Source organism: Alsobacter sp., assembly GCF_059501845.1.
This window is the reverse complement of record NZ_JCACDK010000011.1, coordinates 18,972-33,652: the sequence shown is the minus strand read 5'-3', so window position 1 is coordinate 33,652 and position 14,681 is coordinate 18,972. Positions and strand designations below refer to the sequence as shown.

Here is a 14,681-nt window from a genome sequence, read left to right as displayed (position 1 = left end):
GCGCCCGCGTCAGTCGTTGGCGTAGATGTCGCGGTCCTTCGTCTCCGGCACGAAGATCAGGCCGATGACGAAGGTCGCGAGGGCTATGATGATGGGGTACCAGAGCCCGTAATAGATGTCGCCGGTCTGTGCCACCATGGCGAAGGCCGTTGCGGGCAGCAGACCGCCGAACCAGCCATTGCCGATGTGATAGGGCAGCGACATGGAGGTGTAGCGGATGCGCGTCGGGAAGAGCTCGACCAGCGCCGCCGCGATAGGCCCGTAGACCATGGTCACGTAGATGACCAGGATCAGCAGGATGCCGACGACCTTGAGGTTGTTGCCCGTGAGGTCGAACGGGTGGGCCATCTTGACGATGCCGGGGTCGCCGGCCTTCGGATAGCCCGCTGCCGCCACGGCTGCCGCGAGGTTCTTGGCGAAGTCGGGGCTGGTCTTGCCGTCGGCGAAGACCGGCACCTCCGTGCCGTTGACGACGATCTTGGCAGGCTCGCCGGCGGTTCCGGGCACGGTGGTGTAGCGGACCGCTCCCTTGGCCAGCGCGTCACGCGCGACGTCGCAGGACGTCGTGAATTTGCGCGTGCCGACGGGGTTGAAGAGGTTGCCGCAGTCGGCGGGATCCGCCACCACCTCCACCTTCGCCGTCTCGATGGCCTTCTCCAGGGCCGGGTTCGCGGCCGCGGTGAGCATGTTGAACAGCGGGAAGTAGGTGAGCGCCGCCAGGAGGCAGCCCGCCAGGATGATCGGCTTGCGGCCGATCTTGTCGGACAGCCAGCCGAAGATCAGGAATCCCACGGTGCCGATGAGCAGCGACCACGCGATCAGCAGGTTGGCGGTGTAGCCGTCGACCTTCAGGATCGATTGCAGGAAGAACAGCGCGTAGAACTGGCCCGTGTACCACACGACGCCCTGGCCGGCGACGAGGCCGAAAAGGGCGATGATCACGAACTTCAGATTGCCCCACTGCCCGAAAGCCTCGGAGATCGGCGCCTTGGAGTGGGTGCCTTCCTCCTTCATGCGCTGGAACGCCGGAGATTCGTTGAGCTGAAGCCGGATCCAGACCGAGATGCCCAGCAGCACGACGGAGAGCAGGAAGGGCACGCGCCAGCCCCAGGCCGCGAAAGCCTCCTCGCCCAGGATCGTCCTTGTGGCCAGGATGATCAGCAGCGACAGGAACAGGCCCATCGTCGCCGTCGTCTGGATCCACGAGGTGTAGAAGCCGCGGCGGCCGTGCGGGGCGTGCTCGGCGACGTAGGTCGCCGCACCGCCATACTCGCCGCCGAGCGCCAGGCCCTGCAGCAGGCGCAGGCCGATCAGGATCACCGGGGCGAGGATGCCGATCTGGGCCGAGCCCGGGAGCAGGCCGACGATGAACGTCGACAGGCCCATGATCAGAATGGTGACCAGGAAGGTGTATTTGCGGCCCACGAGGTCGCCGACACGCCCGAACACCAGCGCGCCGAACGGGCGCACGATGAAGCCGGCCGCGAAGGCGAGGAGGGCGAAGATGCCCTGCGTCGCGGGATCGTACTGGCTGAAGAACTGCTTGCCGATGATGACGGCCAGCGAGCCGTACAGATAGAAATCATACCATTCGAAGACTGTGCCGAGCGAGGACGCGAAAATGACGCGCTTCTCGTCGGCCGTCATCGGACGGGGTTCCGCATGCAGCGGTTGCGTCGATGCCATGGCCATTGCCGGTCTCCTCGGCGGCAGGGGGAGACCCGGGTCCCGGCAGGGCCCGGACCGATACCGCCAGCGTTTCCCCGGCCCGCCGGGACTGACGGGCCGCCCTTGTCCCTGTCCAGCGCTCAGGCGCCTTCGTCCTTCAGGCCCCGATCTTGTCGTCGAGAGCCATCCAGCCTCGGCAGACGTACAGGATTCGGCGAATTGGACGTATTGGACCTTGGTCGGAGGCAGCAGAGGTGCAGCTCTCACGGGTCAGGCCTGGAGCGCGGGTCTCCAGACCCGCTGTCGGCCTGCAAAAAGCGCGTCTGAAGAGGCGCGGTCCGGGGAGGTCCGCTGTGCGGAGCGCGGGTCTCCAGACCCGTTGTCGTTCGGCAAAAAGCGCGTCTGAAGACGCGCGGTCCGGGGAGGTCCGCGGTTCGGAGCGCGGGTCTCCAGACCCGCTCTTTCCCAAGGACAATGCTCATCCGAAGACGGGGTCCTAGAACGTCGGCCCGTACGTCGCCTGGCCGATGGGCGGACGCCTGATGCGGATCCCGCGCTGCTTCATGTCGACGAGGCGCAGATAGGCCATCGCGGTCATCAGGGCGTCGTTGAGGGCGTCGTGCTGCTCGAGCATGGGCACGCCGAGGTCGGCCAGCATGGCCCGGAAGGTGAGGTCGATGACCGTGCCGGGAGGCGCGTCGCCATATTTGCGCTCGTGATACAGGCGCGAGACCTCGATGCGCCTGTTTGGAAGTTCGATGCCGATGAAGCGGAGAACCGACTTGTCGAGCATGGCCACGTCGAAGTCGAGGTAGTAGCCGAGAAGCGGCCGTCCGCCGATGAACCGCAGCAGCGACGGCAGCACTTTTATGATCCGGCTGCCGCCCTCGACGTCGGCCTCGCGCAGCCTGTGCACCTTGATCGCCTCGCCGCGCATGCGCGCCTCCGGCCGGACCACGACCTCGAAGCGCTCGCTGGTGAGGATGCGGTTGCCGCGGACAATGACGGCGGCGATGGCGATCACGTCGTCCTTCGCAACGTCCAGTCCCGTCGTCTCGCAGTCGATCGAGACGACTTCTCCCGGTGGCCCCGGCCGGAACATGAAGCGGTAGGACTGGTCTCCGATCGAGGCCTGGTGGAACAGCCGCTTCGCCGCGCGCCACATCGCGATGCCTCAGAACAGGCCGAGATTGAAGTGCCGCCGCACGATCTCGCGGAACTGCTTCACCAGGACGAAGGCGTCGCGCAGGAGGTCCCGCTCCATCGACGTCAGGGCCGAGGGCTTCAGCAATGCGCCCGAATCGCCGCCGGTGCGGGCGAGCTGCGCGTCGAGGCGCAACTGCAGCAGAAAGCGGAACGCCTGGGCCAGCTCGCGAGCGAAGTCCACGCGCAGCACGTTGGCCTCGCCGAGCCGCAGGATGCGCTGCACCGTGGAGGTCTCCTCCAGCCCCTTTTCCAAAGCGAAGGCGCGAGCGCCGTGCACGACCGGGAAGATGCCGCCCTTCTTCAGGTCCAGCATGTCGCCCTCTCCAGTGACGAGCGTGTTGAACAGGCCGATGGGCGTCGCAAACGCGTCGATGGCGCGGGCGAAATGGGCGAGGTAGGCCTTGTCGCCCCGCACCCGCTCCACCAGCTCCCGCTTGACGCTGGCGAGCAGCGAGGGGTCTCCGGCCACCGCCTCGGCATCGATGACGATGGCGACGTTCATGTGCGCCGTCTCGTCCGGCAGTGTCACCCAGCGGGCGATGTCGGCCGTCCAGGCCTCGAGCGGCTTCGACCAGGCGGGATTGCGAACCATCACTCCGCCGGGACAGGGCGGGAAGCCGAAGCTCTCCAGCCTGTCGCAATAGGCGGTGCGGAAGGCGGCCAGCTCCTCTTCATCGGCTGGCCCGGGCAGGATCAGGCCGTTGTCCTGGTCCGTGCGCCAGGTCTGCTCGCCGCGCCCCTCGCTGCCCATGACGACAAGGCAGGCGGACCGCCGCCACGCGGAAGGTGCCAGCATGTCGTAGAGGCGTGCCTGCAGGCGCCGGCTGAGGTCCGAGGCGATCTCGGCGACGACCTCCACCTTGACACCCTGGCGGCGGAGCAGGCGGATCTGGTCGTCGATCCCGGCTGCGGCGGCACCGAGCTCGTCCGTGCTGGTTGCCCGCTCGATGCGCCCGGCGACGAGTTGCGCATTTCCCGCGACAAAGCCGAGGAGATCGAGATCCTCGACGAGGCCGATATACGTCTCGCCCTCGCGCACCGCGATGCGGCGCTTGTTGTGCTTGCTCATGAGCAGCAGCGCCTGGAACACGAAGGCGTCCGGCGCCAGCGAGACCACGTCGTAATGGGCGAGGTCGCGGACCGGCGTCTCCAGCGGCATGCGCTTCAGGATCAGCGCCTTGGCGAGGTTCATGCCAGTGATGAGCCCCATGCGCTCGCCGTCGCGGACGAAGACAGCGTTGACGTTGGCCTGCTCCATGGCCCGGCCCGCGGTCTCGATGCTGTCCTCGGCGTCGATGAACGCCGCGCGGTGGACGAAAACGTCGGACAGGCGCGCCCGCATGAGCGCGCCCACCCGCTGGTCCTCGTCCTCGGCGGCGAGCGCGTCCAGCTTCCTTGAGATCTCGAGGTAGAAGAACGATGCGAAGCGGTCGTTGCGCCGGACGAGATTCAGCACCACGGCCCTGGGGACGAGATAGGCCAGCACCTCGTCACGCGCCGTGAAATGACGGCGGGCGACGCCCTGCACCACGGCCGGCCCGTCGAAGGAGTCCCTTGCACCCAGGAGGGAGAGCAGATCGCCGCCCTCGGTTTCTTCCACCGTGCCCTTGATGATGACGAACAGGTGGTCCGGCGCGCTGCCGGCGGCGACCAGCGTCTCGCCGGGGCGGTAGTAGCCGATGTCGACCGCGTCCTGGATCAGCGCCACCTCGGCGGCGTCGAGCCGGTCGAAGGGGGCGTAGGTGGCGTCGAAGGGTGTGCTCATGGCTGGCCCTCGCCGGATCCGGGCGCAAGGACCCGGGCATGAACGGACGGCCTCCGCGCCAGGCGCGGGGCCGTCCGGTGTCGGACAGGCGAGGGGAGGTTTCGCCTGCCCGGGACCCCTTGGTCAGTGTGCCGCCGCGCCGGATGCTCCGATGCCGGTCTGCGAACGCACATACTGGGCATCGAACGCCTTGCGGTCGATCTTGCCGCGCTGGCTGGCGTCGAGCTTGGACACGAGCCAGATGCCGATGAAGGCGATCGGGATCGAGAAGATCGCGGGGTTGTCGTAGGGGAACGGTGCAGACCCCTTCGGATTGCCCAGCGTGACTTCCCACACGGCCGGTCCCAGGAACACCAGCACCACCGCGGTCACGAGGCCGGCGAAGCCGCCGACGACGGCGCCGCGGGTCGTGAGCCCTCTCCAGAAGATCGACATCACCAGGACAGGGAAGTTGCACGAGGCCGCGATGGCGAAGGCGAGGCCCACCATGAAGGCGACGTTCTGCTTCTCGAACAGGATGCCGAGCACGATGGCCAGGATACCGAGCACGATGGTGGCGTATCTCGACACCTTGATCTCGTCCTGCTCGTTGGCGCGGCCCTTCTTGACGACGGTGGCGTAGAGGTCGTGGCTGATTGCCGAGGCTCCCGCCAGCGTCAGACCGGACACCACCGCGAGGATCGTGGCGAAGGCCACGGCCGAGATGAAGCCGAGGAAGATGTTGCCACCGACGGCGTTGGCGAGGTGGATCGCCGCCATGTTCGACCCGCCCTTGAGCGCCGCGATCGGGCCTTTCTCGGCCAGGATGGCGGGGTTCAGGAACTCCGGATTGGTCGAGACCAGCACGATCGCGCCGAAGCCGATGATGAAGGTGAGGATGTAGAAGTAGCCGATGAAACCCGTGGCGTAGAACACCGACTTCCGCGCCGCCTTGGCGTCGGCGACCGTGAAGAACCGCATCAGAATGTGCGGCAGGCCGGCCGTGCCGAACATCAGCGCGAGACCGAGCGAGATCGCCGAGATCGGGTTCGACACCAGCGTGCCCGGCTCCATGATGGCGAGGTGCTTGGGATGGACCTCGACCGCCTTGGCGAAGAGCGCCTCGGGGCTGAAGTTGAACTGCCACAGCACCATGAACGCCATGAAGGTGGCGCCGCAGAGCAGCAGGCAGGCCTTGATGATCTGCACCCAGGTGGTCGCCACCATGCCGCCGAAGCTGACATAGAGGATCATCAGGATGCCGACGAGGCCGACAGCGTAGGCATAGGGCAGCTGCGGCAGCAGCAGCTTGATGAGCGAGCCGGCGCCGACCATCTGCGCGATCAGGTAGAAGGCGACCGTCACCAGCGTGCCGGACGCCGCGAGGATGCGCACCGGCGTCTGCGACAAGCGGAACGAGGCGACGTCGGCGAAGGTGAACTTGCCGAGGTTGCGCAGCGGCTCCGCGATCAGGAAGGTCACGATCGGCCAACCGACCAGCCAGCCCACCGAGTAGATCAGCCCGTCATAGCCGGACGTGTAGACGAGGCCGGAAATGCCGAGGAACGAAGCCGCCGACATGTAGTCGCCGGCGATGGCGAGGCCGTTCTGGCCTGCGGTGATGCCGCCACCGGCGGAATAGAACTGCGCGGCCGACTTGGTCTGCTTCGCCGCCCAGTAGGTGATGCCCAGCGTCATCAGCACGAAGACGCAGAACATGGCCAGGGCAGGCACGTTGATGTGGTCGCTCGCGGCCTGGATGCTGACCGTGTCGGCATAAGCGGCAGTGGCGAGGATCGTGGCGCCCGCGGCGCCGGCGAGAGTAAGGAGCCTGCGCGACATCACTTCGCCTCCTCGACGATGCGGCGCACGAGGCCGTCGTACTCGGAATTGGCCTTGCGGACGTAAAGCCCGGTCAGGACGAAGGCGCTGACGATGACGAACAGGCCGATCGGGATGCCGATCGTCATGACGCCGGAGCCGATCGGCGTGCCGAGGAACTTCGGCGCGAAGGCGACGAGCAGGATGAAGCCGAAATACAGGACGAAGACCAGGACCGAGAGGGTCCAGCCGAAGGACGTGCGGCGCGTGACCAGCTCCTGGAAGGCCGGACTGCGCTCGATGGATTCGTAGCTGGCTGTCGCCATTGTGTGCTCCCCTAGACTTTGGGCCGGCGCGGGGGAACGCCGGCGGCCAGTGGATCCCGTTCACGCAGGCGGAGCCTGCGCGTGGACGTTTCCGGATCGGTCGATGACATGGAGTCCGCCTTGGCCTGGACTCTTAGGGGAAAGGGCGGCCTTCCATCAGCCCGGCTTTGGTCGTGCGACTTAGGGCGGTGCCGTTCACCATGTTTAGAAACAATATTGGCTTTAAGGTTCACCGATTATAAACTTAAAGGGGATGGGGCGAGAGTTTGTTGCCGGGAGTACAGGATGAAGCCGCACGCCGCCCTCTTTGCAGGGCTTGCCGCAGGCATCGCCGCCACGTTGGCAGCCACGGTTACCGCTGACGCAGGCGGCCGCACGGGTCCGGCCGGGATCTCCATGGGCGGGCGTGCGCCCGGCATTGTGCCTCTGCGGCCCGGTATGCGGGTCGGCCAGCTGCCCCGTAACGGCCGCGGGCTCGCCTGGGCCGGCCGCGGTGGCGGCGCCTACGGTGGTGGCGCACTGTGCTGCGGCTATTCGGTGCCGGCGGTGTCCGGCACACTGTTTCCCGGCTGGACGGCCTTCCAGGCGCCGAGCGCCTTCGGCCCATGGGGTGGCCAGCGCAGTGGCCCGTCGACGGTCGTCAATGTCAATGTTGGCCAGCCCGTCTACACGACGGCGACCCTCCCCACGGCCGCCGACCTTCCCGCGGTCGGTGCCCTTCGCCAGCCTGTCGGTGCGCCCGTGCTCTACGTCCTCAACGGGAGCGGCGGGCAGCGCCAGGGCGGCGCGAGGGTGATCCATATCGGCGAGCCAAAGGAAGCCGGTGCGACATCCGGATCGGGCTTCAGCACCGATTCCCCGACAAACCCCAAGATCGTCGAGCTGACCACCGAGTGAGGCGCCTCACTCGGGGGCGGCCACGGCTCTGCTGACGGCATAGAGGGCCACGGCCGCAGCGTTGGAGACGTTGAGGCTGCGCAGGGCGCCCGGCACGTCGAGCCGGGCGAGCACGTCGCAGCGCTCGCGCGTCAACCGCCGCAGGCCCTTGCCTTCCGCTCCCAGCACGAGCACCAGCGGGCGGGCGATGACGCTCTCCTCGAGCGAGCCGTCCCCGTCCGAATCGAGGCCCACGCGCCAGAAGCCGCGCTTGCCCAGCAGGGCCAGGGCCTGGGCGAGATTGGGCACCGTCACGACGGGAACATGCTCCAGCGCCCCGGAGGCCGCCTTGGCCAGCACGCCCGTGTCGTGCGGGCTGTGCCGGTCCGTGGTCAGCAGTGCCGCGACGCCGAAGGCCGCCGCGCTGCGCAGGATCGCGCCGACATTGTGCGGGTCCGTGACCTGGTCGAGCGCCACCACCACGCCGGCATCGGGAATGTCGTCGAGGTCGAGGCCGGGGAGGGGCTCCACGTCCGCAACGACCCCCTGGTGCACGGCCCCCGGTGCAACCAGCCGCGACAGTTCCTCGGGCCGCATGACCGTTGCCGTCGGCCCGGCCCCCGCAGCCATTTCCTGGAGCCTTGGCAGCGCGTTTTCGCCGACGTAGAGCGCCGCGACCTTGCGACGTGGGTTCCTGAGGGCCTCGACGACGCTGTGGAAACCGTAGAGGCGCATGCGCCCATGAGGAGGGACCTCGGCCGAGCCCGGCTTTCTCTCGGAATCCCGGCGAGGACGTCCGTTTTCCGGTGCGCCGCCGCGCTGATGTGTTCTCCTGTCGTCTCGGCCCCTGTTCATGGTTCACCTTCCGGAGCGGCTGTACGTACCCAAAACGGGCAGAACATGCCTAAAAAGCAAGCTGCGCATATTGCTAAATTGATTTTTGCTATACATCATTTCATCGATTAAAAAATCTCAATGAGACGCCATGGCGATCCATCTTCCTCCTGGCCTTCGGGTCGTCGCAAGCACGCTCGTGCCGTCGCTCTGTCTGGGAGTCCTGGACGAGTGGGGATCCTACGCCCCAGCCGCTCGCGTCGATATCGAGACCAGCCTCGCCATCTGCTCCCTCCTGGTGAGTCGCTACGAGCGGGGCGCGATTCGGCTCGGCAAGCTCTCCGATCATTGCGGAATCCCCCGAGCCACCATGAGCCGCAAGATGGACCGGGCCATCGCTTCCGGCATCGCTGTCGAATGCGAAGGAGAGTACGCGCTCGCCACGGCATTCAGGGAAAGCGACGTTTTCGAGATCATGAAACGGACCCTCGTCCTTTCGGTGAGTGGGGCGGCAGGGAAGGACGAACCAGACTTCGTCAACGAAGCCAATGCGGCCTCATGCGCCGAACTCATCCTGGATCTCGCCGACCTCCTGAGAAGCAGAGGCTGCGAGGAAAAGACGTCCGTGGAATGCTGGGCCCTGCTCTGGGTCTTGATAGATTGCGAGTTCGAAGGCGTCGAGGCACGTCCGGCGCTGTTGGCCCGGCGTACCGGCCTTTCGCGACCAACCCTGTATCGCTGGTTGCAGGAACTCCAGAGTTGCGAGTTCCTTATGCCGGGTGATCTCCTGCCCCCCCGGCTCGTCGCTCCGCCCTTCCACGCGCCGCACGCGCTCGCGGTGGTCGAGCAGGCCATCGGAAAGATCCACCGGACAGTTCACAGTCTGTCCAAAATGGGCGCCAAGCAGCTACCCTCCCCGTTGTCATCCGTATCCTTTCGTACAAATTAGATGTCGAAACAAAAGTGTCGTACAGGCACGAACAAGGCAAAAGATGGGAACGAAAAGGAGTTGAAGATCATATCAAAAGTCAATTTCTAGTCTGTCAAAAGACCTGATTTGAAGTGCGGTAATGCCAAACTATACTGTGACACAAGAAGAGCATTGATGCGAGGACGCTGAATAGTCCCGCAGCTCCGGGTCACGGTCTTCATTATCATCAACCATGCTGAACAAGCCTTCGTTCAGGCGACGGCCCGTGCGTGACATCGCCCGGGCACGCAAGGCGGAAGCATGCCTGCAAAATCCGAAGTGAGGGGGAAATGCCTGTGAATGCGGCAATAACTGGAGCGCCGGTCTTCCGGTCCGTTCAGGCCAGGACGGCCTTCGACCGGAATTATAGACGCGACGATGCGCCGACATGGCCGGACCTGGTCCGGATGGTCGTGGAGGCCAATTGCGGGCAGGGCATGTCGCCCGGCGACCGCGCCCAGCTCGCCTGCGATATCGGGGCCATGAAGTTCCTGCCCTCGCCGGCCCTGCTGCGCAGCGCTGGCCGGCCCGGCGCCTCCGCGGCGGATTGCGTCGGCTGCGCGCCGGTGCCGTGGAGGGAGAAGACTGGACGGGAGCGGCAGCGCGGGCGACGGCCGCGCTCGCCGCCGGGTCCATGGTCGGCGTCGACTGGACGGGCTGCGCCGGCGATCCCCTCGCCGGCATGGCGGTGGTCGACGCCGCCGCCCGCGCCACGGGATTTCCGCGAGGGACAGAGCCTGTCCTGGCGAGCCTGTCGCATCGCCATCCCGCCATCCAGCGTTTCCTCGCCGCAAAGGACTGGGAGGCCCTTCCGGCCGGCCGCGAGGGCAAGACCATGGCTGACCTCGCTCGCGAGGCCCCGGGCGTTGCGGCCCCCTTCGAGCGGACGCATACCGTGGTCGCCTTCGACACGCCATGGCTCATCGGAAGCATGGGATCGGGGACGGCCGGTGACGTGTTCCGCGCCGCCTTGGAGCGGGGAATGCGCACCGGACGGGTCGGCCTGTCCATCAATGCCTTTGAGGGCGAAAATGAACCCGTGCGCGGGCCGCAGGGCGGCCTCGTCGGCGGGATCGATTCGGAGACGCTGCTGAGCGGGGCGATCAACCTGTCGCGCATCGACAACCTCGGCGAGCTCGCCGATGTCGTGCAGCTGGCCACCCGCTTCCTCCTGTGTGCGGCGAAGTCGACCGGCGGCGAGCAAGGGACAGTGCGACTCGGCCTCGGCCTCGCCGGTGTGCACGAATGGCTTCTGGCCCGCCGCGAATCGTACGCCGTGACCGACGCCCTCGAGGACTGGCTCCACGTATGGCGCGGCGTGTCGGACGAGACGGCGGGATGGTTCTCCGCCGTCCTCGGAATGCCGAGGCCACGCGGCGTGCGCTGCGTTACACCATCTGTGGAACTCGCCAGGCTTGCCGGGACCACCGCAGGCGCCGAACCGCTCTTCGCGGTGGCCTGCCGGCGCGTGGAGGGGCAGGGCGCGCATGACGAGCCGCGGCTCGATCCGCTGGCAGCCAGCCTCGCGTCGTTGCACGGCCTTGCCCTCGACAGCATGGAATGCTCGCTCACCCTGCGCGACGATCCCGGCCGCACCCTGTCGGTCCAGGCCTCGCTGCAAGCCTATGTCGACCAAGGGTGCTCCGTCCTGCTGCGCCGGCCGGCCTGGGGGACGCAAGGCAACGGCCCTGGCGATGTTGATTCTGTCGCGGCGCTCGTCGCCCGGCAGGCGCGCGACTTGCGCTACCTTCGCATCGCGCCGGACGGCCGCGGCGGCTCGGCACGCCATGTGGCCGCCGATCCCGCGGACGTCGCGGACGAAGCGGTCTGCGCGCCGCGGGCGGCATGATGGCCGGGACGGACGGGGTTGAGTGCAGCCACTCGCTCCGTCCGGCCCTGGCCGTTGCGGGCAGTCCCCGGGATGTGCGGATGAAAGCGTGATGGTGGGGGAAGTAGGACTCGAACCTACGAAGGCTTAGCCAGCGGATTTACAGTCCGCCCCCTTTGCCGCTCGGGACATTCCCCCATCACGTCAACGGCTTGTGGCCGCCTGTGCAAGTGACGCGTCGCGTCTCTGGCACGTCCCGCCGGCAGCGTCAACCGGGAGCGCTGGGCAACCGGCAACCGTGGCGGGAGCCGCATCCGCACGGGTGCGGGGAGCGACGGGCGCAATCACCCGATCCCCGCGGCTTTGTCAACCCCGCGCCGGACGGCACCGATGTTTCTCGCCCTTGCCAAGCGGGGAGCGTGTTGGCATATCTGCGGCGCGGGCGGGTATAGCTCAATGGTAGAGCAGCAGCCTTCCAAGCTGAATACGAGGGTTCGATTCCCTCTACCCGCTCCAGACCATCCTCACATCGCCAGGCCGATTCCCTCACGCAATGCTTGCGGTTGCGTGAGAAACCGCCTATCTCCGCGCCCGTTTGAACCCCCCGCCGGCCCGCGCCGGCTGTGAGCACCGGGAAACGGCGATGGCCAAGGAAAAATTCTCGCGGACGAAGCCGCACTGCAACATCGGGACGATCGGGCACGTCGACCATGGGAAGACGTCGCTGACGGCGGCGATCACGAAGGTCCTGGCCGAGACGGGCGGGGCGACGTTCACGGCGTACGACCAGATCGACAAGGCTCCGGAGGAGAAGGCGCGCGGCATCACGATCTCGACGGCGCATGTCGAGTACGAGACGAAGAACCGCCACTACGCGCATGTCGACTGCCCCGGGCACGCCGACTATGTGAAGAACATGATCACGGGCGCGGCGCAGATGGACGGCGCCATCCTGGTGGTGTCGGCGGCCGACGGCCCGATGCCGCAGACGCGCGAGCACATCCTTCTGGCGCGCCAGGTCGGCGTTCCCGCGCTGGTGGTGTTCATGAACAAGGTCGACATGGTCGACGACCCCGAGCTTCTCGACCTGGTCGAGCTCGAGGTGCGCGAGCTCCTGTCGAAGTACGACTTCCCCGGCGACGACATTCCGATCGTCAAGGGTTCGGCGCTGTGCGCGCTGGAGGGCAAGCAGCCCGAGCTCGGCCATGACGCGATCCTGAAGCTGATGCAGGCGGTGGACAGCTACATCCCGCAGCCTGACCGTCCGAAGGACCAGCCCTTCCTGATGCCGGTGGAGGACGTGTTCTCGATCTCGGGCCGCGGCACGGTGGTGACGGGGCGCATCGAGCGCGGCGTGGTGAAGGTGGGCGAGGAGATCGAGATCATCGGTCTGCGCCCGACCATCAAGACGACGGTGACGGGCGTCGAGATGTTCCGCAAGCTGCTCGACCAGGGCGAGGCGGGCGACAATGTCGGCTGCCTGCTGCGCGGCACGAAGCGCGAGGAAGTCGAGCGCGGCCAGGTCCTGGCCAAGCCCGGCTCGGTGAAGCCGCACACGAAGTTCAAGGCCGAGGCCTACATCCTGACGAAGGAGGAGGGCGGCCGCCACACGCCGTTCTTCACCAACTACCGGCCGCAGTTCTATTTCCGCACGACCGACGTGACGGGCATGGTGAAGCTGCCGGAAGGCACGGAAATGGTGATGCCGGGCGACAACGTGACGATGGAGGTCGAGCTGATCGCCCCCATCGCCATGGAAGAGAAGCTGCGCTTCGCCATCCGCGAGGGCGGCCGCACGGTTGGAGCTGGAGTGGTCGCGTCCATCATCGCCTGACGGACGCGAGCCGGGCGTTAGGGTCCGGTTCACCAAGCTTTGGAAGGGCCGGCGGGACAGGCGTTCCGCCGGCCTTGTTTGCGTAGCACCGGTTGAAACGCGGCCGATCGCAGCTTCCGGTGCGTGGCGCCGGCCGCTTTCAAGCAGGACAGAATCGCCATGCTTCCGTCTTGGAGGGTGGCGGCCTTGCGATTGTCTCGCGTGCTTGTCGTGCTGGGTGTCATCGCTGCAGCGCTCGCGCGTCCCGCGCCGGCCTCGGCAACGGACGCCTCCGTACTCGACGAGGCCGCTCAGTCCGGACAGCTGAGCCCCGTCTGGGAAAAGTGGTTCCAGGTCGATCGTGCCGTCAGGCTGGATTGGGCACGCCGGTTCCTGGCCGGGGGCGGCACCTTCACCGCCGTGGCACCGCTGGTGCTCGATCTCTGGCAGGGTGGCAGATCCGGGCGGCCGGAAGCGGACGCCGAGAGGCGCGAAGCCGTGACAATGTTCTTCTACGGCTATCTGCGGTTGCGCATCGATGGGCAGTACTGCCGCGACGTCTCCAGCCCGGCCGATCTGCTGTACTTTTATTTCATGGATCTCCGGGAGGTCATCCAGTTCGCGGCCGCTCTGCCGCCGGACACGGTGCGGGTGATCGCAGCGGAGGCCGCAGCGCTGGAATACAGGAGCGCGGCGACCCGCGGAACCGACCGGTATGTCTGCGCGCGGGGGCGGCTCACCATCGGGTCGGATGTGTTCCTGGCGGGCGATGTCGCCCAGCGGCTCGCATTGGCGACCCGCGAAAGGGCGCTGCAGGAAATCTGGAAAATCGGCGAGCAGGCCCCAGGACAGCGCTGAACCCCACGGTAACACCCAGCCTCTAGGGTGCGATCGCCGGGGAGGGCGTGATCATGCTTGTGGCCACCACCAACGATCTTCAGGGCTACCGCATCGTCGAGCACCTCGGCGTCGTGCGCGGCATCACGGTGCGTTCGCGCAGTGTGGTCGGCAACATCGGCGGCGCCATCCAGGCCTTCTTCGGCGGCAACATCACGATCTATACGAGCCTCGCCGAGCGGGCCCGCCGGGAGGCGTTCGACCTGATGGTCGCGCACGCCGCGGAGACCGGCGCCAACGCCGTCGTCGCGATGCGCTACGACGCCAACGATATCATGGCCGGCATTACGGAAGTTCTCGCCTACGGCACGGCCGTCCGCGTCGAGCGGCTCTGACAGCGCAGGGCGCGGCATCGGTCGGTGTTGACACAATAAGAAAATTATCCTATATAGCGGATCGGGTTGGCTGGCCATGCGCAGGGCCCGTGCCGCCCGTCGCGCCTTCGTCCGCTCCTCTCGCCAGGGCCGGACGCGGGACGGCCCCACCCGCCGCGCTCTCGCGGCCTCAGCGGACCTCGCGTCCGCCTCCCGCGGGTCATCGACCCGCTGTCTGGCGGCAGACGGTGTGCCGCCACCGGGCCGTCCCGCGTCCCGCCCCGGTGCCGCTGCCGCGGTTCCGGCCCTTCGGCATGCCTGAGAGCCTGTCCGTATCGGAAAAAGCTGTGCCGTCCCCTTGCATCCTGCCGCGCGATACGGCAT

Annotated in this window: 12 protein-coding genes and 2 tRNA genes; 7 read left to right on the top strand and 7 right to left on the bottom strand. The window is 67.0% G+C overall.

What is annotated here, in order from left to right; genetic code table 11:
• Positions 1-9: 9 nt before the first annotated feature.
• The 5 genes from AC5JCN_RS07585 to AC5JCN_RS07565 all read right to left on the bottom strand — a co-directional run bounded on the left by AC5JCN_RS07585 (position 10) and on the right by AC5JCN_RS07565 (position 6,765).
• The gene (locus tag AC5JCN_RS07585; RefSeq protein ID WP_495754430.1) at positions 10-1,692 is read right to left on the bottom strand and encodes an MFS transporter; all 1,683 of its coding nucleotides are present in this window, start codon (positions 1,690-1,692) and stop codon (positions 10-12) included.
• 472 nt (positions 1,693-2,164) lie between these two features.
• Positions 2,165-2,833, bottom strand: a complete 669-nt coding sequence (locus tag AC5JCN_RS07580) for a 3'-5' exonuclease (RefSeq protein ID WP_495754429.1) — start codon at positions 2,831-2,833, stop codon at positions 2,165-2,167.
• Positions 2,834-2,842: 9 nt separating this feature from the next.
• A complete protein-coding gene (locus AC5JCN_RS07575) occupies positions 2,843-4,639 on the bottom strand; it encodes a putative nucleotidyltransferase substrate binding domain-containing protein (RefSeq protein ID WP_495754428.1) in 1,797 nt (598 codons plus the stop codon).
• Between the two features lie 123 nt (positions 4,640-4,762).
• Positions 4,763-6,460 (bottom strand): cation acetate symporter, encoded by a 1,698-nt coding sequence (locus AC5JCN_RS07570; RefSeq protein WP_495754427.1) that lies wholly within the window; start codon positions 6,458-6,460, stop codon positions 4,763-4,765.
• On the bottom strand, positions 6,460-6,765 hold the full coding sequence (locus AC5JCN_RS07565; RefSeq protein ID WP_495754426.1) for a DUF485 domain-containing protein: 306 nt from the start codon (positions 6,763-6,765) through the stop codon (positions 6,460-6,462). Before AC5JCN_RS07565 ends, AC5JCN_RS07570 begins: the two co-directional genes overlap by 1 nt.
• A 285-nt stretch (positions 6,766-7,050) precedes the next feature.
• Between AC5JCN_RS07565 and AC5JCN_RS07560 the strand changes: the two genes are divergently transcribed.
• Entirely contained in the window at positions 7,051-7,662 is a 612-nt protein-coding gene (locus AC5JCN_RS07560; protein ID WP_495754425.1) for a hypothetical protein, read from the top strand.
• A 6-nt stretch (positions 7,663-7,668) separates the two neighbouring features.
• Here the strand turns inward: AC5JCN_RS07560 and rlmB are convergent, their stop codons facing one another.
• A complete protein-coding gene (gene rlmB, locus AC5JCN_RS07555) occupies positions 7,669-8,376 on the bottom strand; it encodes a 23S rRNA (guanosine(2251)-2'-O)-methyltransferase RlmB (protein WP_495754424.1) in 708 nt (235 codons plus the stop codon).
• 250 nt (positions 8,377-8,626) lie between these two features.
• Between rlmB and AC5JCN_RS07550 the strand changes: the two genes are divergently transcribed.
• Together AC5JCN_RS07550 and AC5JCN_RS07545 are read left to right on the top strand one after the other, a co-directional pair.
• Positions 8,627-9,424 carry a hypothetical protein gene (locus AC5JCN_RS07550; RefSeq protein WP_495754423.1) on the top strand — a complete coding sequence of 266 codons (798 nt, stop codon included), beginning with the start codon at positions 8,627-8,629 and terminating at the stop codon, positions 9,422-9,424.
• A gap of 592 nt (positions 9,425-10,016) precedes the next feature.
• The gene (locus AC5JCN_RS07545; RefSeq protein ID WP_495754422.1) at positions 10,017-11,294 is read left to right on the top strand and encodes a glycyl radical enzyme family protein; all 1,278 of its coding nucleotides are present in this window, start codon (positions 10,017-10,019) and stop codon (positions 11,292-11,294) included.
• A 92-nt stretch (positions 11,295-11,386) separates the two neighbouring features.
• On the opposite strand, the gene AC5JCN_RS07540 is transcribed toward AC5JCN_RS07545, so the two are convergent.
• A tRNA-Tyr gene (locus AC5JCN_RS07540) sits at positions 11,387-11,471 on the bottom strand.
• A 244-nt stretch (positions 11,472-11,715) separates the two neighbouring features.
• Between AC5JCN_RS07540 and AC5JCN_RS07535 the strand changes: the two genes are divergently transcribed.
• The 4 genes from AC5JCN_RS07535 (at position 11,716) to AC5JCN_RS07520 (ending at position 14,318) form a co-directional block, all read left to right on the top strand.
• Positions 11,716-11,789, top strand: a tRNA-Gly gene (locus AC5JCN_RS07535).
• A gap of 127 nt (positions 11,790-11,916) precedes the next feature.
• The gene (gene tuf, locus AC5JCN_RS07530) at positions 11,917-13,107 is read left to right on the top strand and encodes an elongation factor Tu (RefSeq protein WP_495754407.1); all 1,191 of its coding nucleotides are present in this window, start codon (positions 11,917-11,919) and stop codon (positions 13,105-13,107) included.
• Positions 13,108-13,266: 159 nt separating this feature from the next.
• Positions 13,267-13,944, top strand: a complete 678-nt coding sequence (locus tag AC5JCN_RS07525; protein WP_495754421.1) for a hypothetical protein — start codon at positions 13,267-13,269, stop codon at positions 13,942-13,944.
• Positions 13,945-13,997: 53 nt separating this feature from the next.
• Positions 13,998-14,318 (top strand): YbjQ family protein, encoded by a 321-nt coding sequence (locus tag AC5JCN_RS07520; protein ID WP_495754420.1) that lies wholly within the window; start codon positions 13,998-14,000, stop codon positions 14,316-14,318.
• The last annotated feature ends 363 nt before the right edge of the window (positions 14,319-14,681 follow it).